The following is a 19,511-nucleotide window of genomic DNA, read 5'->3' on the forward strand; positions in this document are numbered from 1 at the left end:
GGAAAGGAGGCACAAATGAAAAAATTCTTCCCATTGCTCTTTATCGCGGCTCTGATATGCGGAATTTTGACTGGTTGCAGGCACGCGCTGCCGGCAGACGGCCAGGCAGATAGCGGCACAGACCGCACCGAAACGGAAGCATCGAGTACGCCGGGCGAAAGTCCTGAGTCAGACACGCCGGCGGAAAGCTCGGTCGCGACCTTTGATCTCGCCTCTGGCGAAAACGGGAGGGCTCCGAAAGTGATGTTAAACAGCGGCTATGAAATGCCGATCTTAGGTCTCGGTACTTATTCCCTCCACGATGACGTGGTGAAAAACTCGGTCACAGCCGCCCTCAATCATGGTGTACGGCTCATTGATACTGCCTATATGTATGGCAATGAAAGAGAAATCGGAGAGGCCATCCGCGCATCTGGTATACCGAGAGAAGAAATTTTCGTGATTACAAAGATCTACCCCGGCGAGCAGTATCACAACCCCGAAAAGGCGATACAGGATGCCCTCGATAAGCTTGATCTCGGCTATATTGACATGATGCTCCTGCATCATCCCGGCGAGGATGATGTCAAGGCATACCTTGCCATGGAAAAGTTTGTGGCAGAGGGCAAAATCCGTTCTCTTGGTCTCTCCAACTGGTACATTGAGGAGATCGACGATTTCATCGCTCAGGTCAACATAAAGCCTGCGCTTGTGCAAAACGAAATCCATCCATACTATCAGGAGCAGCAGGTCGTCCCCTATATGCACAATCTCGGCATTGTGATGCAGGCCTGGTACCCGCTGGGCGGCAGAGGTCACACTGGAGAGCTGCTCGGCGACGAAACCATCAGCGCCATTGCCGAGGCGCATGGCGTCTCATCGGCGCAGGTCATCATCCGCTGGCATTTGCAGCGCGGCGTGGTGGCCATCCCCGGCTCCAGCAACCCCGATCATATTCTGGAGAACATCTCGGTCTTTGACTTTGAACTGACCGACGGGGAAATGGATGCCATTGCCGCGCTGGACCGAAACGAGAAACACGACTGGTACTAAATCACGAACAGGGAGGTTCAAGGCAGAATGAAAATCACGGTTTTACAGGGAAGCCCTCACAAAAACGGCTCCTCCAATCTGCTGGCAAGCGAGTTTATCCGCGGTGCAAAAGAGGCGGGGCACGATGTGTCGGTTCTCGATGCGGCCCACATGGATATGCACCCCTGCCTCGGCTGCAGCCGCTGCGGTATGAACGGAGAATGCGTACACAGAGATGACAATACCATCATTCGTGACGCTATGCTGCAAAGCGATATGGCGGTATTTGTCACCCCCATTTATTACTTTGGAATGTCGGCGCAGCTTAAAATGGTCATCGACCGTTTTTACAGCTACACCACCCGGCTCTCCGGCAAAAAACTGAAGACCGTGCTGATCACGGCAGCATGGGATGACAACGATGATGTGATGCCCTGTACGGTGAAGCATTACGAAAAGCTGTGCCGCTACATGAACTTCCGTGACTGCGGCATGGTCCTGGGCAGAGGCTGCGGCACGCTCGAGGCCACAAAAGGCAGCCGCTACCCGAACGATGCCTATCAGCTTGGAAGATCCTTATGACAGGAGGAAATACCATGAAAGTTACAAAGAGATGTTTTGCGCTCGTCCTCGGTGTGGTCATGCTGCTGGGGCTGTGCAGCACCGCCTTTGCCGCCGGCGCTTTTTCGGACATTGCGAACAACGCCTACTATGCACAGGCGGTGGACTTCTGCATCGAACACGGCCTGATCGGCGGCACGGACGACGGCATATTTTCGCCAGATACGGCTCTCAGCCGCGGGATGCTGGCCACCATTCTCTGGCGGCTGGAGGGTAGACCGGAGGCACCGGGCGACACTTTCAGCGATGTTGTCCCCGATGCTTACTACGATGCGCCCGTCAGATGGGCGGCTTCGGCCAAGATTGTCACCGGCTATGGCGGCGGGCGCTTCGGTCCCGACGACCCCATCAGACGTCAGGAACTGGCCGCCATGCTGTACCGCTACGCGGAATACAGGGGTGAAGACATGACCGTATCCGCCGCAGAGCCCTTTGCCGATGAGGATGCGATCAGCGACTATGCCCAAAACGCAGCAAAGTGGGCCAGAGCAAACGGCATCATCTCCGGCAAACCCGGAAACCAGTTTGACCCCACAGGCAGCGCCACCCGTGCCGAGGCGGTAACGATGGTGTATCGCTGTATCAGGTGGATGCAGTCGGAAGCCGAAACACCGTCGCCCGATCCTGTTCCTGCGCCAGGCGGCAAGACCCTTGTGGCCTATTTCTCTGCCACTGGTACGACAAGGAACGCAGCACAAACGGTCGCCGGCGTTACAGCGGGCGACCTCTATGAGATTTTACCCGCCGTACCCTATACCAGTGCGGATCTGAACTGGAACGACTCCTCCAGCCGCTCCCAGGTGGAGCAGCGCAGCAGCAACGCCCGCCCTGCCATCAGCGGCAGCGTAGAGGATATGGACGCCTATGACGTGGTTTTCCTCGGCTATCCCATTTGGAACGGCAGACCACCCAGGATCATCAGTACCTTTTTGGAGAGCTACGACTTCTCCGGCAAGACCATCGTCACGTTCTGCACCAGCGCAAGCAGCAGCCACAGCGACAGTGGACTACGCGCTCTTGCCCCCGGCGCCACGTGGCTTGACGGGCGCAGACTCAGCGGCATGTCTCAGGCCTCTGTTGAGTCTTGGGTCGATGGCCTGCCGCTCCCCACATCACATCAGCAGAATGACGAAGGGATGGTAATCTCCGTCCGTTCCGGCGATGTTGAAATCGTCTATATGCTCAATGACAGCGACGCGGCAAAGGCGCTGTATGCCCAGCTTCCCCTGACACTGGAAGTCGAACCCTACAGCAGCAACGAGATGATATTTTACCCTCCGGCCAAGCTGACAACGGCCAACACGCCTCTGAGCGACAGCCGGCCTGGCTCCCTGTCCTACTATGCTCCCTGGGGCGATGTGGTTATGTTCTATGCCGTCGGCGCCCCCAACAGCAGTCTATATGAGCTGGGAACAGCAGTATCCGGCCAGGAGAACATTTCTTCTCTGGGCAAAACCGTTACCGTTGCTGCGAAATGAGGAGGTAAATTATGAAACGAGTCCTATCCCTGCTCCTGGCTCTGCTTCTGGCGGTCTCCCTGGCCGCCTGCGGCACTTTGCCGGCACCGGAAACACCTGACACCCCCACCGACACCCCAACAGATCCACCCTCACAAAACAACGGCGCGCAACAGGGCGAAGCGCCCCAGGCTGACCCGGATCCAACGCAGAAGCCGGGTGAAAGCAGCACCATGCTCGTCGTCTATTTCTCCGCCACCGGCACCACCGAGGGCGTCGCACAGACGATCGCCGAAGCCACTGGCGCAGACCTCTTTGAGATCGTGCCCGAAACCCCTTATTCAGACGCGGACCTCAACTACAATGCCGATTGCCGCGCCAATGACGAGCAGCAGGACGATGCCGCTCGCCCCGCCATTGCGTCGGACTGCACTGTTGCGGCCTGGGACCGCTATGATGTCATATTCCTCGGTTATCCCATTTGGTGGGGGATCCCGCCCAAAATCATGCGCACCTTTTGTGAGCAGTACGACTGGAGCGGCAAGACCGTTGTGCCCTTCTGCACCAGCGGCGGCAGCGGCTTCAGCAGCGAGGGGCTCCCGGAGCTGACCGCGGGAGCCGAATGGCTGGATGGGCGTCGCTTCCGCAGCGGGCTCACCCAGGAAGATGTTACCGCATGGCTCGAAGAGAGGGGACTTTCGTCCCCTCTCTCTGTGCAAAGCACATCCACCCTGAGCGTCCGTTGCGGCGATATTTCCATCGTCTATGAGCTAAACGACAGCCCCGCTGCCAGAGCGCTGCTGGCACAGCTTCCGCTGACGCTCGAAGTAGAACCCTTTGGCTCCAATGAGCAGACCTTTTATCCGCCCGAGGAGCTGCCCACATCCGACACGCCGGACATCACCTCCGCAACGGCCGGAACGCTGGCCTACTATGCCCCCTGGGGCGATGTGGTCATGTTCTACGGCGATTTGAGCGGCGGCAGCAGTGGAGTCCTGTTTGAATTGGGCAAAGCCATCTCCGGCACAGAGGAGATCGCGAATCTGTCCGGCACCATTACAGTTTATTGAGAGATATTTTCAAACCCGGCACGCCAAAGTTCCAAGCGGCCGCATGCAGCAAATCGGTTGCATGCGGCCGTGCTCGCTCTGCCGAAAAACAATGCCAACTGAAACGGCTTTCCCCGCCACGGGCCCACGGATAGCGGCTCAGCTTTTAAGGAACCTCGCCGTGGCCTTTGCCTTGACTTTGCCTGGCAAACCCGGTACAATAAAAAGGCCCATCAAAATGGGGTTCTAGCCCGCCGCTCAACACGGGTATAACCCAAAATCGTCATATGCGCCCGTAGCTCAGTAGGATAGAGCGACTGCCTCCTAAGCAGTAGGCCGGAGGTTCGATTCCTCTCGGGCGTGCCACGTCGGAGCAAAGTCCGCTTTGCTCCGACATCTTTTTATGCCCGAGGCAAAAAAGACGTCATCCGCCCGCTCCCTTGCTCCTCCTTATCCCCGGCGAAACTGTGGTTTCGCCGGGGGCCCCGAGAGCAAAGTCCGCTTTGCTCCGACATCTTTTTATGCCCGAGGCAAAAAAGACGTCATCCGCCCGCTCCCTTGCTCCTCCTTATCCCCGGCGAAACTGTGTTTCGCCGGGGGCCCCGAGAGCAAAGTCCGCTTTGCTCCGACGTCTTTTTATGCCTGCGGCAAAAAGACGTCATCCGCCCGCTCCCTTGCTCCTCCTTTCCAACTGCGACCCGCTTCGCTGGGCTCGCAGTTGGCAGGCCGCCCTGCGGGCGGCATTTTCTCCATTCAGAAATATCGATTTTAACCGTCCCGTCCAAAGTGCTGTAATCTGCGTGATTACAGCACTTTTTGTTTTTGGGAAGCACAAAATCGGTGCTTAAAGCGGCTGACAGGCACAGGGGAATTTCATAAGGGCCCAAAGCAGAAAAAGCCCCGGGGGAAAATCCCCCGGGGCCTTTCTTAACTCATTGGATCAATTAGGAAACAACGTCCGGAATGACATCGGTGTAGATGAACACAGCAACGATCTTGTCAGAAGCTGCCTCATTGCCCTCGGTGGTCGAAGCAACAATGTACTCGAAGAGCGGGGCGGTGTTGGAAGCATCATCGCCGATATCTGCAGACATCAGAGAATCCGCAGTTGTCTCAACAAAGCTCTTTCTGTCGGTCGGATCGCCAGTGACGAGGTAGTATTTAACATCCTCACTGACTCTCGCAGAGACACTCGAGCCAACCTTAACGGTCTTAGCATCAGCGTCGAAAGTGTTGGCAGTGTAGAACACGATGGTGTTGCCCAGCCAACCCTGGTAAGAGCCAAGGCCATAGCTATCGGCATCGGCAACGGAATCATCCGAGTGCTCGCCAACAGTCATATTCGCAGCCGTATCGGCTTTGATCTTGTTGTCAGACTTCTGAACCTCAAATTTGATGAACGAGCCGGCAAGATCCTTAACAGCCTCAGCGGCCGCACTGTCATCGTAGTTCGCGGTAACGAAATTCGTAGTCTCGCCATCAACCACAATCTTCATGTTGACAGCATAGGTGTCGGTTTCGGTACCAGCGCCGTACGAAGCACTGACCAGGTAGCCGTACTTGGTGTTGGTGTCAGAGGAAGTCGTGATGGAATCGGCAACCGTGAAGTACATAACTTTCACATAGCTGATTCCAGAAGCAGCATTCTTGACAGCCTGCTGACCAGCAACCGTGACAGTGGACTCAAAGGAAGGCATGTCGGAGCCCTTGTAGACTTTCACAGTGTCATCTTTGGTGTTCTTAATAAAGACAACCGTGTCGTCATTCACATGACCCAGAACAGTATCGGACGAGCCAGTGTACAGAGTGTTGTTGTTCTTCTTGTACTCAATCGCAGCCGCCGGAACCGCAGAAGCAGTCACGCCGTCCGCATGGTCGATCTCTTTGAGATTGGTGATAACGCCGCTGGAGTTGACGGTGTACTCAAAGACTTTATTCATCGCATATGTGGTGCCCTTGGTGCCGGCATCACTGCCATCCGCGATAGTCCAGCCATCCTCATTGCTCCAGATGAACTTGCCAGCGGTGCCCAGTTTCTCATTCTCGTCAAGATTGCTGTCGGGGAACTTGACATCAAAGGTCTTGGAAGTACCGTCAGCCAGTGTACCGGTCAGAGTTCCACCAGTGATTTCATCCCAGTTGTTGGTCTTAGTCGCAACATCTGTGACATAGACATACTTGGTCTCAGTGGACTCGGAGACACGCTCAGCGTCAACCAGATAACCATTGTGGTTGAAAGTCAGGTTGAACTCTTTGTTGAAGTCGTTATTGGTCAGAGCAGCAATCGCGGCATTGGCAACGTAAGTTGTGTCGCCCAGCACGTAGCTGTTCGCATCGGAACCAAAGCCCTTAAAGACAACATTCTCAATGATGTTGGCTTTCTCAACCGTGTACTTGTTGACAGGATCTTTCTCAACGAGAGTGGAAAGTCTGTTGAAGTAGACGATATCATCTTTCGCGTAGTTGCTGTAGATCGAGACATTCTTCATGTCAACGCTGCCCGCGCCGAAGACGATCTTGCTGGCGGTGTTGTTGACCGAAGTGATCTTGCCTTTCTTATACTCGACAGCAATAACACTCTCGTAGACATCGTCGTTGTTGTTGTCAATGAAAGTGACCACATAATCCTGCTTGGTAGCACCCTCAACAGCAGCAATAACAGCAGCCGGATTGGCAGTAGCGGTGTAGCTATTGGTGGCAACCGCATTGAAGATCATGAGTTTGGTCTCAGAGCCGAGGTTGACATCATAGGTGGTGCCGTTGACTTTATAGGTCTCTTTACCAGCCGTTTTATCTGTAAACGTACCGCCGCCGGCCAGCTGCAGGGAAGCGCCGTCGTTGATGGTGAAGTTTGCAACGTCATCGCCAGAATCATAGGAACCGTTGTCATTGTTGTCAACATACCACATATCGACTTTCTGGAAGAGCATGTCGACGCCGGTATCGCACTCAACGGTAACACTTCTGGTCGTGTCGTGGCCATCAGAATCTTTCTCTTCGAGAATGACTCTGGTCTGACCCTCTTCGGTCAGAGTGCCAACGCCAGTGACAGCATTGGAGGAGTCAACGATCGTGCCGGAAACTTTCTTGATGTTGAAAGTGCCCTCAGCAAGAGTGTACTTGATCAGGTTGCCGTTGCCATCTTTGGCCGCGTTGTAGTAGCAGTCAGAGAACAGAGCGTTGTAGCCCATACGGGAGACAACGTGTCTGACAGCAGCATCGTCAGCGCTAAAATCAGCAACATTCTTAAAGAGGTTGATGGTCTTTCTCTCGGCGAGATCAATGTAGTCATAGGGGAAATCGAGGGGCTGACCATTCGCCTTGGTCTGGGAATAGCCCAGAGCGACAACCAGCATCTTGGCCGCTTCAGCCATGGTGACGTTGTTGTCCGGCTTAAAGGTGCCATCCGGATAACCGCCGATGATGTTGTTGTTGGTCGCCCAGTTGACATAACCGGAAGCCCAGTGATTGGCCGGGACATCGGAGAATTTGGTAGCGCCGTTGTAGCGGTTCGCATTCTCGTTGCCGGTCATCAGGCGGTAAACAACAGCCGCGAACTCGGAACGCTTGATGGTGCCGTCCGGATCGAAGTTGTTGTTCTCTTTGCCTTGCAGGATCTTAAGGGAGTTGAGCAGATTGATCGCCGGAGCGTCACTGTCAGTCACCTTAACATCGTTGAAGGCGGCGCCGGTCATGACGATCAGGCTCAGGGAAAGAGCCATAACCAGAACCAGCGCGAGAACTTTTTTCAAGTTTCTCATGTTAGAAATTCCTCCTTCAAAATTTCGCGGGTATCCCCGCATTTTTTACAATGGCAGTATATCGCATCGGCCTGTCCAGCACAAGCGATTTTATGCCTTTGTAACAGAAATGTAACAAACCGGATTCCCCACCGAAACTACAGTTTCGGTGGGGGCCCCGGCCTGCGGGCCGCTTGGGGGTATCTGAGGGCGCCAGCCCTCTGTGGTTTCATCATAACACATCCGGGGCAAAATGGTTGTTACAATTCGATTACAGGCAAAGCGCGCGCCGGTTGCCGGCGCGCGCTTTCGTCATTTTAACTTTATTTTTTCGCGAGAGCTTCCACCGTCTCGCGCACATAGGCGCCGAACTCCTCGCAGGTGCAGCCCGTGTCGCGGCCGGTGATCGTCAGGCGGCGCTCTTCAAACATACAGATGTCGAGCGCCCGCTCGAGAAGCGCGGCCCGCTCGCCCCGGCCGATGTGGCGCAGCAGCATCGCCGCCGCGCGCAGCATGGAGCAGGGGTCGGCGTACTGCGCGCGGCCCTCGGCGACCATGCGCGGCGCGCTGCCGTGAATCGCCTCGAACATGGCGTAGCGCTTGCCGATGTTGGCGCTGCCCGCCGTGCCCACGCCGCCTTGAAACTCGGCGGCCTCGTCGGTGAGAATATCTCCGTAGAGATTCGGCAGAATGAGCACCTGAAAGTCGGTGCGGCGCTTGCGGTCGACGAGCTTCGCGGTCATGATGTCGATGTACCAGTCGTCCACGCGGATGCCGGGGTAGTCTTTGGCGATCTGCTGGCAGAGATTCAGAAATTTGCCGTCGGTCGTCTTGATGACGTTTGCCTTGGTGACGATGCTCACATGGTCTTTGCCGTTTTTCTTCGCATAGTCAAAGGCGAGGCGCGCGATGCGCTCGGTGCCCTGGGTCGTCGTCACGCAGAAGTCCACGGCGAGGTCGTCCGTCACGTGTACGCCCCGGCTGCCCACGGCGTAGCTGCCCTCGGTGTTCTCGCGGAAAAAGGTCCAGTCGATGCCCTCGGCGGGCACCTTGACCGGGCGCATGTTCGCGAAGAGATCGAGCTCCTTTCTCATGGCGACGTTGGCGCTCTCGATGTTCGGCCACGGATCGCCCGCGCGGGGGGTGGTGGTCGGCCCTTTCAAAATCACATGGCAGGCTCTGAGCTCCTCGAGCACGTCGTCGGGAATGGCCTTTCCTACCTCGGCGCGGCGCTCGATGGTGAGCCCGTCGATCTCGCGGAATTCCACTCTGCCCGCCGCCACCTCGTCGGCGAGCAGAAAGCGCAGCACCCGCTCGGCCTCGGCCGTGATGGTCGGGCCGATGCCGTCGCCGCCGCAGACGCCGACGACGAGCGTATCGAGACTCCCATAGTCGACAAAATCCTGTTCGGCTTTCATGCGCTCGACGCGCTCGAGCTGCTCGGTGAGCACCTTTTCAAACTGGGCGACAGCGCCCGCAATCTGTTCTCTCATGCGTTTTTCCCACTTTCTCTGGTGTAGTTTAAAAGCCCGCCCGCGAGCAGCACCGCCCGCTCGCGCTGCGAGAGCTCGAGCCGCGCTCCGAAGCGGACGCCGGCTGTCACATTCTCAATTTCCACGCGCTCGCCGCCCGTCCCGGCGCTCTCGCGCAGGCCGCGCAGCACGAGCCGGTCGCCGAGCGTGATGCGGTCGTAGTCGGCCTCGTCTTCAAAGACCAGCGGCAGAATGCCGGCGTTGACGAGGTTTGCCTTGTGGATGCGCGCGAAGCTCTTGACGAGCACCGCCTTTGCCCCGAGGTAGAGCGGCACGAGCGCCGCATGCTCGCGCGAGGAGCCCTGGCCGTAGTTGACCCCGCCGACGAGAATGCCGCCGCCCGTGTGTCTCATGCGCTCGGGGAATTCCTCGTCGCAGCGCGTAAAGCAGTAATTTGACAGATAGGGAATGTTGCTGCGGTAGGGCAGCTGTTTGGTGGTGGCGGGCATGATGTGGTCGGTCGTGATGTTGTCGCCCACCTTGATGGTGACGGGGGCGTCGATCTCCTCCGGCAGGGGCTTCGCCTCGGGGAACGGCTTGATGTTCGGCCCGCGCAGCACTTCGACGTCATTGCCGGACTCGGCCGGGGGATCGATGAGATTGTCGTTGACGAGAAAGTGCTCGGGCATTTTGATCTCGACCGGCGCGCCGAATGTGCGCGGGTCGGTCAATACGCCCGCAACGGCCGAGGCGACCGCCGTCTCGGGGCTGACGAGGTAGACGCTCGCGTCCGCCGTGCCCGAGCGGCCCTCGAAGTTGCGGTTGAACGTCCGCAGGGACACGCCGCCGCTCTGGGGGGCCTGGCCCATGCCGATGCAGGGGCCGCAGGCGCACTCGAGCACGCGCGCGCCCGCCGCGACGATGTCGGCAAGCGCCCCGTTTTCGGCGAGCATGGTCAGCACCTGCTTCGAGCCGGGGGCGATCACGAGCGACACCTCGGGGTGGACGGTTCTGCCCTTGAGCATGGCGGCGACGGTGAGCATGTCGGCAAGCGACGAATTTGTGCAGGAGCCGATGCAGACCTGATCGACCTTGAGGCCGGCGAGATTTGCGGCCGTGTCGACGTTGTCGGGGCTGTGGGGCTTTGCCACCAGCGGCTCAAGCGCGCCGAGGTCGATGTCGATGACCCGCTCATAGACCGCGTCGGCGTCCGGCGCGAGCGGAACATAGTCTCCCTCGCGGCCCTGGGCGCGCAAAAAGGCGCGCGTCGTCTCGTCGGACGGGAAGATGGAGGTCGTCGCGCCGAGTTCGGCGCCCATGTTGGTAATGGTGGCGCGCTGGGGCACCGACAGCGTGGCGACGCCCGCTCCGCCGTACTCGATCACGCGGCCCACGCCGCCCTTGACCGAGAGAATCGAGAGCACCTTTAAAATGACGTCCTTGGCCGACACATAGGGCGGCAGGGCGCCCGTGAGGTTGACTTTCACCGTCTTCGGCATGGTGATGTGGTAGGCCCCGCCGCCCATGGCGACCGCGACGTCGAGCCCGCCCGCGCCCATGGCGAGCATGCCGATGCCGCCGCCGGTCGGGGTGTGGCTGTCGCTGCCGATGAGGGTCTTGCCCGGCACGCCGAAGCGCTCGAGATGTACCTGGTGGCAGATGCCGTTGCCCGGGCGGGAGAACCAAACGCCGTACTTTTTGGCGACGGTTCTGATGTAGCGGTGGTCGTCGGCGTTTTCAAAGCCCGACTGCAAGGTGTTGTGGTCGATGTAGGCGACCGAGCGCTCGGTCTTCACCCGGTCGACGCCCATGGCCTCAAGCTCGAGGTAGGCCATGGTGCCGGTGGCGTCCTGCGTGAGGGTCTGGTCAATGCGCAGGCCGATCTCGGCGCCCGGTTTCATCTCGCCCTCGACGAGGTGGGCGGCGATGATTTTTTCTGCCAGTGTGTATCCCATATTGGTTCAGCTCCATTTCTTTTGCAATTCAGCGCGCGAAAGCGATTTGGTGAATAATCAACATCTTGCCGGGAGCAAGATGTTGACTTCGGCTCTTATGACAGTTTTTCGATGCCCTTTTTCACGCGGGCGATGGTCTCGTCGCGCCCGAGGATGTCGGCGAGCTCCAGCCCGCCGCCGGGGGTGAAGCTCTTGCCCGACACCGCCACACGAAGCGGCCAGAGCACGATCCCATTCTTTACGCCGAGGCGCTCGATCAGGCCGAAGAGCGCCGCGTGAAGCGCGTCGTAGTTCCACTCGCCGAGCCCCTCGAGCACCGGCAGAATTTCGCGCAGCGACTCGAGCGAATTCTCCCGCGTGGTCTTCATCTTCTTGTGGACGAAGAGCTCGGGGTCGTAGTCGGGCAGCGCGTCGAAGAAGTCGACCTGCTCGGGAATGTCGGTGAGAAGCTCACAGCGCGGCTGAAGCAGCGCGGCGATCTTTTTGTAGTCGCTGCCGCCCTTGACACTCTGGGCGATGTAGGGCCGCGCGCGCTCGGCAAACTCGTCGGGCGTCATGCGGCGGATGTACTCGCCGTTGAGCCAGTTGAGCTTGTTGGTGTCAAAAATCGAGGGCGACTTCGAGATGCCGTCGACCGAGAAGACCTCGACGAGCTCGGGCAGGGTGAAGACCTCCTGCTCGGCCTTGTCGCCCTTGGGACCCCAGCCGAGCAGCGCGATGTAGTTGAGCACAGCGTCCTTGAGGTAGCCCTTGGCGATCAGATCCTGGTAGGAGGCGTCGCCGTTTCGCTTGGAGAGCTTGTGGCTCTGGTCTTTCATGACCGGCGGGCAGTGGATGTAGGCCGGAATCTCCCAGCCGAACGCCTCGTAGAGCAGATTGTACTTCGGCGAGCTCGAGAGATACTCCGCCCCGCGGATGACGTGGGAGATCTCCATGAGGTGGTCGTCGACCACGTTTGCGAAGTTGTAGGTTGGCAGCCCGTCGGACTTGATGAGAATGCCGTCGTCGAGCGTGGCGTTGTCGACGGTGATCTTCCCGTAGACCATGTCGTCAAACGTGGTCTGGCCCTCGGGGATCTTCTGGCGGATGACATAGGGCACGCCCGCGGCGAGCTTTTCGTCGATTTCGGCCTGTGAGAGATTGCGGCAGTGGCCGTCGTACTTGTGGGGCACCTTTGACGCCTCGTGCACGCGGCGCAGCTCCTCGAGGCGGTCCTTGTCGCAGAAGCAGTAGTAGGCCGCGCCTTTCTCAATGAGCTCTTTGGCATATTTGAGATAGATGTCGCGCCGCTCGGTCTGGATGTAGGGGCCGTAGCCGCCGCCGATGTCGGGGCCCTCGTCCCACAGCAGACCGGTCTCGCGCAGGGTGTTGTAGATGATGTCGAGCGCACCCTCAACCTGGCGTTCCTGGTCGGTGTCCTCAATGCGCAGCAGGAAGCTGCCCCCGTTCGATTTCGCCACGAGGTAGGCGTAGAGCGCCGTGCGCAGGTTGCCCACATGCATATAGCCCGTCGGGCTCGGGGCAAAGCGGGTACGTACTGTTTTCAACCAAAACACCTCTTACTTCCTTATCAAATTACACTTTAGTTTACTTTCTGGCGGCCCGCTTGTCAAGGCGCGGGCCGCGCTCACGGGTCGCGCGCGCCCGGTTTGTGAAATTCGCCCCAAATTGTGCGGGTTCTCTGCCCCGTTTTGGGGCAGCTTTTCCTTGTGCGCGCGGCGCCGTTGTGGTAGACTGAAAAAATAGTAATATACTGTACAGTTTGGAGTGAAACAACATGACTTATCACTTTGCGGACAAAATCGCAACGCTCAAGCCCTCTGCGGTCAGAGAGATTCTCAAGTCGGCGAACGCCCCGGGCATGATCGCCTTCTCGGCGGGCAACCCCGCGGCCGAGTCCTTCCCGGTGGAGGCCATTCAGCAGGTCACGGCCGACATTCTTGCAAGCCGCTCGAACGTGGCGCTGCAGTACGGCATCACCGAGGGCTACGCGCCGCTCATTGAGAAGATCACCTCGCGCGACAGGGCCCGCCACCACGTCGGGCGCGACTTTGACCAGACCATCATCACCAGCGGCGCGCAGGAGGCCATCGACTTCACGGCGCGCGTGCTGTGCAACGAGGGCGACACCGTACTCTGCGAAAACCCGAGCTTTGTCGGCGCGCTCAATGCTTTTCGCTCCTACAACGTCAACCTCGTGGGCATTCCGCTCGAGAGCGACGGCCTCGATTTGAACGCGCTGGAACATGCGCTCAAAACCGAGAAAAACGTGCGTTTTCTCTATGTGATTCCGAACTTTCAAAACCCGGCCGGCATCACGACCTCCCTTGAGAAGCGCCGCGCCATCTATGAGCTGGCAAAGCGCTACGGCATCATGATTCTCGAGGACAACCCTTACGGCGAGCTGCGCTTCGCCGGGCAGGACGTGCCCGCGATCAAGTCCATGGACGAGGACGGCATCGTCATCTACTGCGGCTCTTTCTCGAAGATTCTCTCGTCGGGTCTGCGCGTGGGCTATGCCACCGCGCCCGCCGCGGTGGTCTCAAAGATGGTCATCGCCAAGCAGTGCTGCGACGTGCACACGACGCTGCTGTCCCAGATGATCGCCGACGAATTTCTCAGCAACTACGATCTCGAGGCGCATCTTCAGAAGATCCGCGACCTCTACCGCGAGAAGAGCTCCTGTATGCTCGCCTGCATCGACGAGCACTTTGACGCGCGCGTCACAACAACCCGCCCCGAGGGCGGCCTCTTCCTCTGGTCGACTCTGCCCGAGGGCTGCGACGTGGCGGCGTTTGCGAAGCTGCTGCTCGAGCGCAAGGTCGCCGTCGTGCCGGGGCAGGCGTTTCTGCCGAATGAGAGTGACCAGACGACGTCGTTCCGCATGAACTACTCCACTCCGTCGATGGAAAACATCCGCGCCGGCATTGCCATCATCGGCGATGTGATGAAGACTTTTCTCAAATAAGGGAGGCTTTTGCCATGTCCGAACAGAAAATCATCTTTTCCGCCATTCAGCCCTCGGGCAAAATCACTCTCGGCAACTACCTCGGCGCGGTGAAAAACTGGGTGGAGCTCCAGGACCGGTACCACTGCATCTACAGTCTGGCCGATCTGCACGCCATCACCGTGCGCCAGGACCCGAAAGCGCTGCATGATCAGTCGCTTCTGCTCCTCGCGCAGCTGATCGCCTGCGGTCTCGACCCGCAGCGCTGCGTCCTCTTCATTCAGAGCCATGTGCCGGCGCACGCAGAGCTCGCGTGGGTGCTCAACTGCTACACCATGTTCGGCGAGCTGTCGCGCATGACCCAGTTCAAAGACAAGTCGCAGAGCCACCCCGAGAACATCAACGCCGGACTCTTCACCTACCCCGCGCTCATGGCGGCCGATATTCTGCTCTACCAGACCGACCTTGTTCCGGTCGGCGAGGACCAGAAGCAGCACGTCGAGATCTGCCGCGACATTGCAACCCGCTTCAACGGCATCTACGGCGACGTGTTCCGCATGCCCGAGCCCTTTATTCCCAAAGTGGGCGCGCGCATCATGAGCCTTCAGGAGCCGACAAGAAAAATGTCGAAGTCGGACACCAACCAGAATGGCTACATTCTGCTCATGGATGAGGATAAGGACATTCTCAAAAAATTCAAGCGCGCCGTTACCGATTCGGAGATGAAAGTCTGCTACGCCGAGGGCAAGGAGGGCGTCAACAACCTCATGCGTATCTATGCCGCCGCAACGGGCAAGACTCTCGATGAGATCACCCTCGAATTCGACGGCCGCGGCTACGGCGACTTCAAGACAGCCGTCGGCGAGGCGGTCGTGGCGCTGCTCGGCCCGATCCGCGAAAAGACAAAGGAGTATCTCGCCGACCGCGCCTATCTGGAAAAAGTTTATCGCGACGGCGCCGAACGCGCAAATGAAATGGCACAAAAGACGCTCTCAGACGTCTATGATAAAGTAGGGTTCGTCCACCGCTAACCGACGTCCTCGCGGGCTCCGCTCAGCTCCGTCGGGCTTTCCTCGAAAGTCCCGACATCCGCCCGCTGCGCCGCTCGTCCTTTCCCCTCAAAGCCTGCGGGCTTTGCGGGGGCCCCATCTCCGCTTCTCTGCGGGCTCCGCTCAGCTCCGTCGGGCTTTCTGCGAAAGTCCCGACATCCGCCCGCTGCGCCGCTCGTCCTTTCCCCTCAAAGCCTGCGGGCTTTGCGGGGGCCCCATCATCGCTTCGCTCCGGGCTCCGCTCAGCTCCGTCGGGCTTTCTGCGAAAGTCCCGACATCCGCCCGCTGCGCCGCTCGTCCTTTCCCCTCAAAGCCTGCGGGCTTTGCGGGGGCCCCATCTCCGCTTCGCTGCAGGCCCGGCTTGCGCCGGATTATTTGCCGCCCCGCAGGAGCTGAGCCAGGGCGATATGGCCGCGACTGAATCCATTCATGCCGACAATACGATACCGCCCCGCCAGGGGCAATACGCCGCCCCGCCAGGGGCTGGCGCACTACAGGAGTAAGCTATGTCGTCACAGGATATCTTCACCATTGTCATTTCCTTTTTGCTCGCGGGCGTCATTTCCTTTGCCACCACACCGCTGGTCAAGGTTCTGGCGGGCCGCGTCGGCGCCATCGACGTACCGCGTGACAGCCGCCGGATGCACAAAGTGCCGATTCCCCGCCTCGGCGGGCTCGCCATCTTCTTCGGCTTTCTCATCACGGTTCTGCTCTTCGCCTTTGACCAGCCTCACATGGGCAGCATCCTGCTCGGCGCGGTGGTCATTGTGGTGCTCGGCGTGCTCGACGACATCATGGACTTGAGCGCCAAGCTCAAGTTTGCCGTTCAGATCATCGCCGCTCTCATCCCGGTGCTCTCCGGGGTGAGAATCGACATTCTCTCGAGCTTCAACCCCTTTCGCGAGGGCGATTTCTTCCGCCTCGGCTGGCTCTCCATCCCGGTGACCGTGCTGTGGATTGTCGGCATCACCAACGCCGTCAATCTCATCGACGGGCTCGACGGACTCGCCTGCGGCGTGTCGTCGATCGCCTCGGTGTCGCTGCTGATCATTGCCATTCTCGCCACCGAGCCCCTTGTCGCCATCACCATGGCGGCCCTCTGCGGGGCCTGCATCGGCTTTCTGCCCTACAACTTCAACCCGGCGAGCATCTTCATGGGCGACACGGGCGCGACTTTTCTCGGCTACATCCTCGCGACCATGTCGATTCAGGGCTACTTCAAGTTCTACGCGCTGATCTCGTTTGTGGTGCCCTTTCTCATTTTGGGGCTGCCCATCTTCGATACGGCGTTCGCCATTCTGCGCCGGGTGCTCTCGGGCCGCTCGCCCATGTCGCCCGACCGCGGCCATCTGCACCACAGGCTCATTGACATGGGCTTCTCCCAGAAGCAGACGGTGGCCATCATGTACACCATCAGCGCTGTTTTGGGGCTCTCGGCGGTGCTGCTGACCAGCACCAGCTTCGGCAAGGCCATGATCCTCATCGCAACGGCTGTCATTCTCTCCATCGTCGCGTTCAAGGTGATTGAGAGGCACCCCCACGGCACCCCCGCACACAGGGAGGAGCCGAAAGAGTCCAAGAGAAAGGACGGCCCCTATGAATAAATGTAAGGTCCTGTGCGTGATGGGCACGCGGCCCGAGGCCATCAAAATGGCTCCGCTCGTGCTCGAGCTGCGAAAGCGCCCGGAGATCGACTGCCGGGTCTGCGTCACGGCGCAGCACCGGGAGATGCTCGATATGGTGCTCGACCTGTTCGGCATCACGCCCGACTACGATCTGAATATCATGACCCCGTCGCAGACGCTGTGCACCATTGCCGCCCGCGTCATCAGCGGCATGGAGGGCGTGCTGCGTGACTTTGCGCCCGATGTGACGCTTGTCCACGGCGACACCACCACCACTGCCGCCGGGGCGCTCGCCGCCTTTTACTGCGGCGCGCTCGTCGGCCATGTCGAGGCCGGGCTTCGCACCTATGACCGGCGCTCCCCCTATCCCGAGGAGGTCAACCGCATGATGGCGGGCGCCATCTGCGAGCTGCACTTTGCGCCGACCGAAAACAACCGTCAGAATCTTCTGCGCGAAAACATCCGCGAGGGCATCACCGTCACCGGGAACACCGTCATCGACGCGCTCAAATACACCGTGCGCGACGACTTTGCCTTTCGCACGGCCGCCGCGGCCGACGCCGTCGCCTCGGGCCGGCGCATCGTGCTTCTCACGGCGCACCGCCGCGAGAACTTCGGCCGGCCCCATGACAACATCTTCGAGGCGGCTCGGCAGCTTGCGCTGCGTTTTCCCGACATGGTCATTCTCTACCCCGTGCACCCGAATCCGGCTCTCAACCGGCGGGCGCACGAGATGCTCGACGGCATCGAGAACATCGTTTTGACAAAGCCGCTTGACACCGATGAGATGCACAACCTCATGGCCCGCAGCACTCTGATTCTCACCGACTCCGGCGGACTTCAGGAGGAGGGCCCCGCCCTCGGCAAGCCCGTTTTGGTGCTGCGCCGGGAGACCGAGCGCCCCGAGGCAGTCGCGGCGGGCACAGTCAAGATCAGCGGCACCGAGACCGACGACATTGTGCGCGACGCGTCGGCGCTTCTCACCGACCCCGTCGCCTACGCCAAAATGGCACGGGCAGTCAACCCCTACGGCGACGGCCGGGCGTGCGAGCGCATCGCCGACGCCATTCTGTTCCACTTCGGCCTGCGGGACACTGCGCCCGCTGATTTTACAGGCCGCTAGACCCATTTTCAGGAGGTGCCATGAAACGATCCCCGGTTGGAAGAGTCCTTTTGATTCTGGTCCTGCTCGCCCTGTCGGGCGTGGGGCTCTTCTTCCTGCTGCGCGGCGTCAACAACCCCGTGACCCCCGTCGACCCCATCTACGGTATGCCGGCGGACGAGTTCTCCGACAACCCGTCACTCACCCCGCACGGCGATGAGTGGTATGCGAGCCTTGTCGTCGAACCCGGCAATGTCAAGCAGGTCCTCAGCACCTGGCAGACACCCGAAAAGCTGCACTGGGCCGCTCAGACCACGCTCTACGGTGACGGTTCCTCGGTTGTGACCGACGCGGTCTATGACCGGGACGGCGACCATTTCACCGTGGAGCTGTCCACCTCGCGCGGGGCGCGCTATCTCTACACCCGAAACGGCGACACCGTCACGGTGCGAAACACCACCGAGGGCGAGACAAGGCAGGCGGTCTACTCCAGACAGTACACGCCCGAGGCCCTCATGGGCATGGCCGACATTGAAGCCATTCTGGGCACGCCCGACGAGGACATCACCGACGCCTCGCTCACCGAGTATCTCGGCTATTATGTGATCTATGTGGAATTTGTCTACCCCGATTTGAATCAGACCGAGCGCTACTGGATCTCACTGGTTCACGGGCTGCCGCTCAAGGCGGAGAGCCTCGTCGACGGAGAGCTTGTCTACACCGCGACAACGCAGGAGCTCTCGATTCCCTCATAGCAAAAGCGCCCCCGCTGGGGGGCGCTTTTTTCAAAGGTCCAGTCTCGCCATCAGCCGGCAGAGCAGCTCGCGCTGCTCGGTGTCATTCTCGCCGGCGAGCAGCAGCTGCAAAAGCCCGTAGAGCAGAAGCTTTCGCTGCCGGGCGATCGTGTCGGTCTCGCCGCGTGCCGGCTGTGCGCGCCGCTCGGTGCGGCGGGGCTCCCCATTCGACGGCGATGCGCCCGGCTCGGCTCTGACAAAGTCGCCGGCGGCTGTCATGCCCGCGCGGCGCAGCGCCTCGGCCTTGAGCCTTTGCAGCTCCCCATCCGAGGCCACGCCCGCGATCTGTCCGTTGTACATGGCGCTCCTCCTATTCCAGTCGGTCCGCAAGGGATCGCAGTTTCACAAGGCGGATGATCTGCGGCAGCTGCTGCGCGCCCGATTCGTCCAGAAAGGGCTCGAGCGCCTCGAGCAGCTTGACCGCGGGCAGTTCTGCGCAGGCGTCAAGCGCCCCTGTGAGAGCTTCTCTGAGTTCTTCGTCAGTCATCGCTGCCCTCCACCTGAATGGTGCGCGGCCCGCCGGACATGCCGCCGCTTTCGACGCGGCGCAGATCTTCGCGCACGATCTCCCCGAGCTGCGCGCGCAGCGAATCGAGCGCCTGTGTGCCGACGCCCTGCGCCGCAAGCTTTGCCACGGCGCGCTCCACCGCCTCGGCCGCCGGGTCTGCTCTTCCGTCTCGTCTCACCGG

The 19,511-nt window shown here is 59.8% G+C and carries 16 protein-coding genes and 1 tRNA gene; 10 read left to right on the forward strand and 7 right to left on the reverse strand.

Annotated elements, in window-relative coordinates; all coding sequences use genetic code 11:
• Positions 1–15 precede the first annotated feature (15 nt).
• The 5 genes from H8695_RS06325 (at position 16) to H8695_RS06345 (ending at position 4,504) form a co-directional block, all read left to right on the forward strand.
• On the forward strand, positions 16–1,032 hold the full coding sequence (locus H8695_RS06325; RefSeq protein ID WP_249300071.1) for an aldo/keto reductase: 1,017 nt from the start codon (positions 16–18) through the stop codon (positions 1,030–1,032).
• 27 nt (positions 1,033–1,059) lie between these two features.
• A complete protein-coding gene (locus tag H8695_RS06330; protein ID WP_249300073.1) occupies positions 1,060–1,593 on the forward strand; it encodes a flavodoxin family protein in 534 nt (177 codons plus the stop codon).
• A 14-nt stretch (positions 1,594–1,607) separates the two neighbouring features.
• The gene (locus H8695_RS06335; RefSeq protein ID WP_249300075.1) at positions 1,608–3,110 is read left to right on the forward strand and encodes a flavodoxin; all 1,503 of its coding nucleotides are present in this window, start codon (positions 1,608–1,610) and stop codon (positions 3,108–3,110) included.
• Between the two features lie 11 nt (positions 3,111–3,121).
• Positions 3,122–4,159: a flavodoxin gene (locus H8695_RS06340; protein ID WP_249300076.1), complete on the forward strand. Its 1,038-nt coding sequence runs from the start codon at positions 3,122–3,124 to the stop codon at positions 4,157–4,159.
• A gap of 268 nt (positions 4,160–4,427) precedes the next feature.
• A tRNA-Arg gene (locus H8695_RS06345) sits at positions 4,428–4,504 on the forward strand.
• A 578-nt stretch (positions 4,505–5,082) separates the two neighbouring features.
• On the opposite strand, the gene H8695_RS06350 is transcribed toward H8695_RS06345, so the two are convergent.
• The 4 genes from H8695_RS06350 to gltX form a co-directional block, all read right to left on the reverse strand.
• On the reverse strand, positions 5,083–7,899 hold the full coding sequence (locus H8695_RS06350) for an S-layer homology domain-containing protein (protein ID WP_249300078.1): 2,817 nt from the start codon (positions 7,897–7,899) through the stop codon (positions 5,083–5,085).
• Positions 7,900–8,201: 302 nt separating this feature from the next.
• Positions 8,202–9,371 (reverse strand): isocitrate/isopropylmalate family dehydrogenase, encoded by a 1,170-nt coding sequence (locus tag H8695_RS06355; protein WP_249300079.1) that lies wholly within the window; start codon positions 9,369–9,371, stop codon positions 8,202–8,204.
• Complete coding sequence (locus tag H8695_RS06360; RefSeq protein WP_249300080.1) at positions 9,368–11,305, reverse strand: aconitate hydratase; 1,938 nt, start codon at positions 11,303–11,305, stop codon at positions 9,368–9,370. Before H8695_RS06360 ends, H8695_RS06355 begins: the two co-directional genes overlap by 4 nt.
• Before the next feature lie 95 nt (positions 11,306–11,400).
• Positions 11,401–12,852 carry a glutamate--tRNA ligase gene (gene gltX, locus H8695_RS06365; protein WP_283243605.1) on the reverse strand — a complete coding sequence of 484 codons (1,452 nt, stop codon included), beginning with the start codon at positions 12,850–12,852 and terminating at the stop codon, positions 11,401–11,403.
• Between the two features lie 230 nt (positions 12,853–13,082).
• Between gltX and H8695_RS06370 the strand changes: the two genes are divergently transcribed.
• The 5 genes from H8695_RS06370 to H8695_RS06390 all read left to right on the forward strand — a co-directional run bounded on the left by H8695_RS06370 (position 13,083) and on the right by H8695_RS06390 (position 18,783).
• A complete protein-coding gene (locus H8695_RS06370) occupies positions 13,083–14,273 on the forward strand; it encodes an aminotransferase-like domain-containing protein (protein WP_249300082.1) in 1,191 nt (396 codons plus the stop codon).
• A gap of 14 nt (positions 14,274–14,287) precedes the next feature.
• Complete coding sequence (trpS, locus tag H8695_RS06375) at positions 14,288–15,283, forward strand: tryptophan--tRNA ligase (RefSeq protein WP_249300083.1); 996 nt, start codon at positions 14,288–14,290, stop codon at positions 15,281–15,283.
• A 524-nt stretch (positions 15,284–15,807) separates the two neighbouring features.
• Positions 15,808–16,905, forward strand: a complete 1,098-nt coding sequence (locus tag H8695_RS06380) for an MraY family glycosyltransferase (protein ID WP_249300085.1) — start codon at positions 15,808–15,810, stop codon at positions 16,903–16,905.
• A complete protein-coding gene (wecB, locus tag H8695_RS06385) occupies positions 16,898–18,049 on the forward strand; it encodes a non-hydrolyzing UDP-N-acetylglucosamine 2-epimerase (protein WP_249300086.1) in 1,152 nt (383 codons plus the stop codon). Before H8695_RS06380 ends, wecB begins: the two co-directional genes overlap by 8 nt.
• Positions 18,050–18,069: 20 nt before the next feature.
• Positions 18,070–18,783 (forward strand): hypothetical protein, encoded by a 714-nt coding sequence (locus H8695_RS06390; protein WP_249300088.1) that lies wholly within the window; start codon positions 18,070–18,072, stop codon positions 18,781–18,783.
• Positions 18,784–18,813: 30 nt separating this feature from the next.
• Here H8695_RS06390 and H8695_RS06395 read toward each other — a convergent pair whose 3' ends face one another.
• The 3 genes from H8695_RS06395 to H8695_RS06405 are packed head-to-tail and all read right to left on the reverse strand — an operon-like array spanning position 18,814 to position 19,508.
• Positions 18,814–19,122: a hypothetical protein gene (locus tag H8695_RS06395; protein WP_249300090.1), complete on the reverse strand. Its 309-nt coding sequence runs from the start codon at positions 19,120–19,122 to the stop codon at positions 18,814–18,816.
• 10 nt (positions 19,123–19,132) lie between these two features.
• Entirely contained in the window at positions 19,133–19,309 is a 177-nt protein-coding gene (locus H8695_RS06400; RefSeq protein ID WP_249300091.1) for a hypothetical protein, read from the reverse strand.
• Positions 19,302–19,508, reverse strand: coding sequence for a hypothetical protein (locus H8695_RS06405; protein ID WP_249300093.1), 207 nt, complete (start codon positions 19,506–19,508; stop codon positions 19,302–19,304). The genes H8695_RS06400 and H8695_RS06405 overlap by 8 nt, the downstream gene beginning before the upstream one ends.
• Positions 19,509–19,511: the final 3 nt, after the last annotated feature.

The organism is Feifania hominis, from assembly GCF_014384765.1.
GTDB lineage: Bacteria > Bacillota > Clostridia > Oscillospirales > Feifaniaceae > Feifania > Feifania hominis.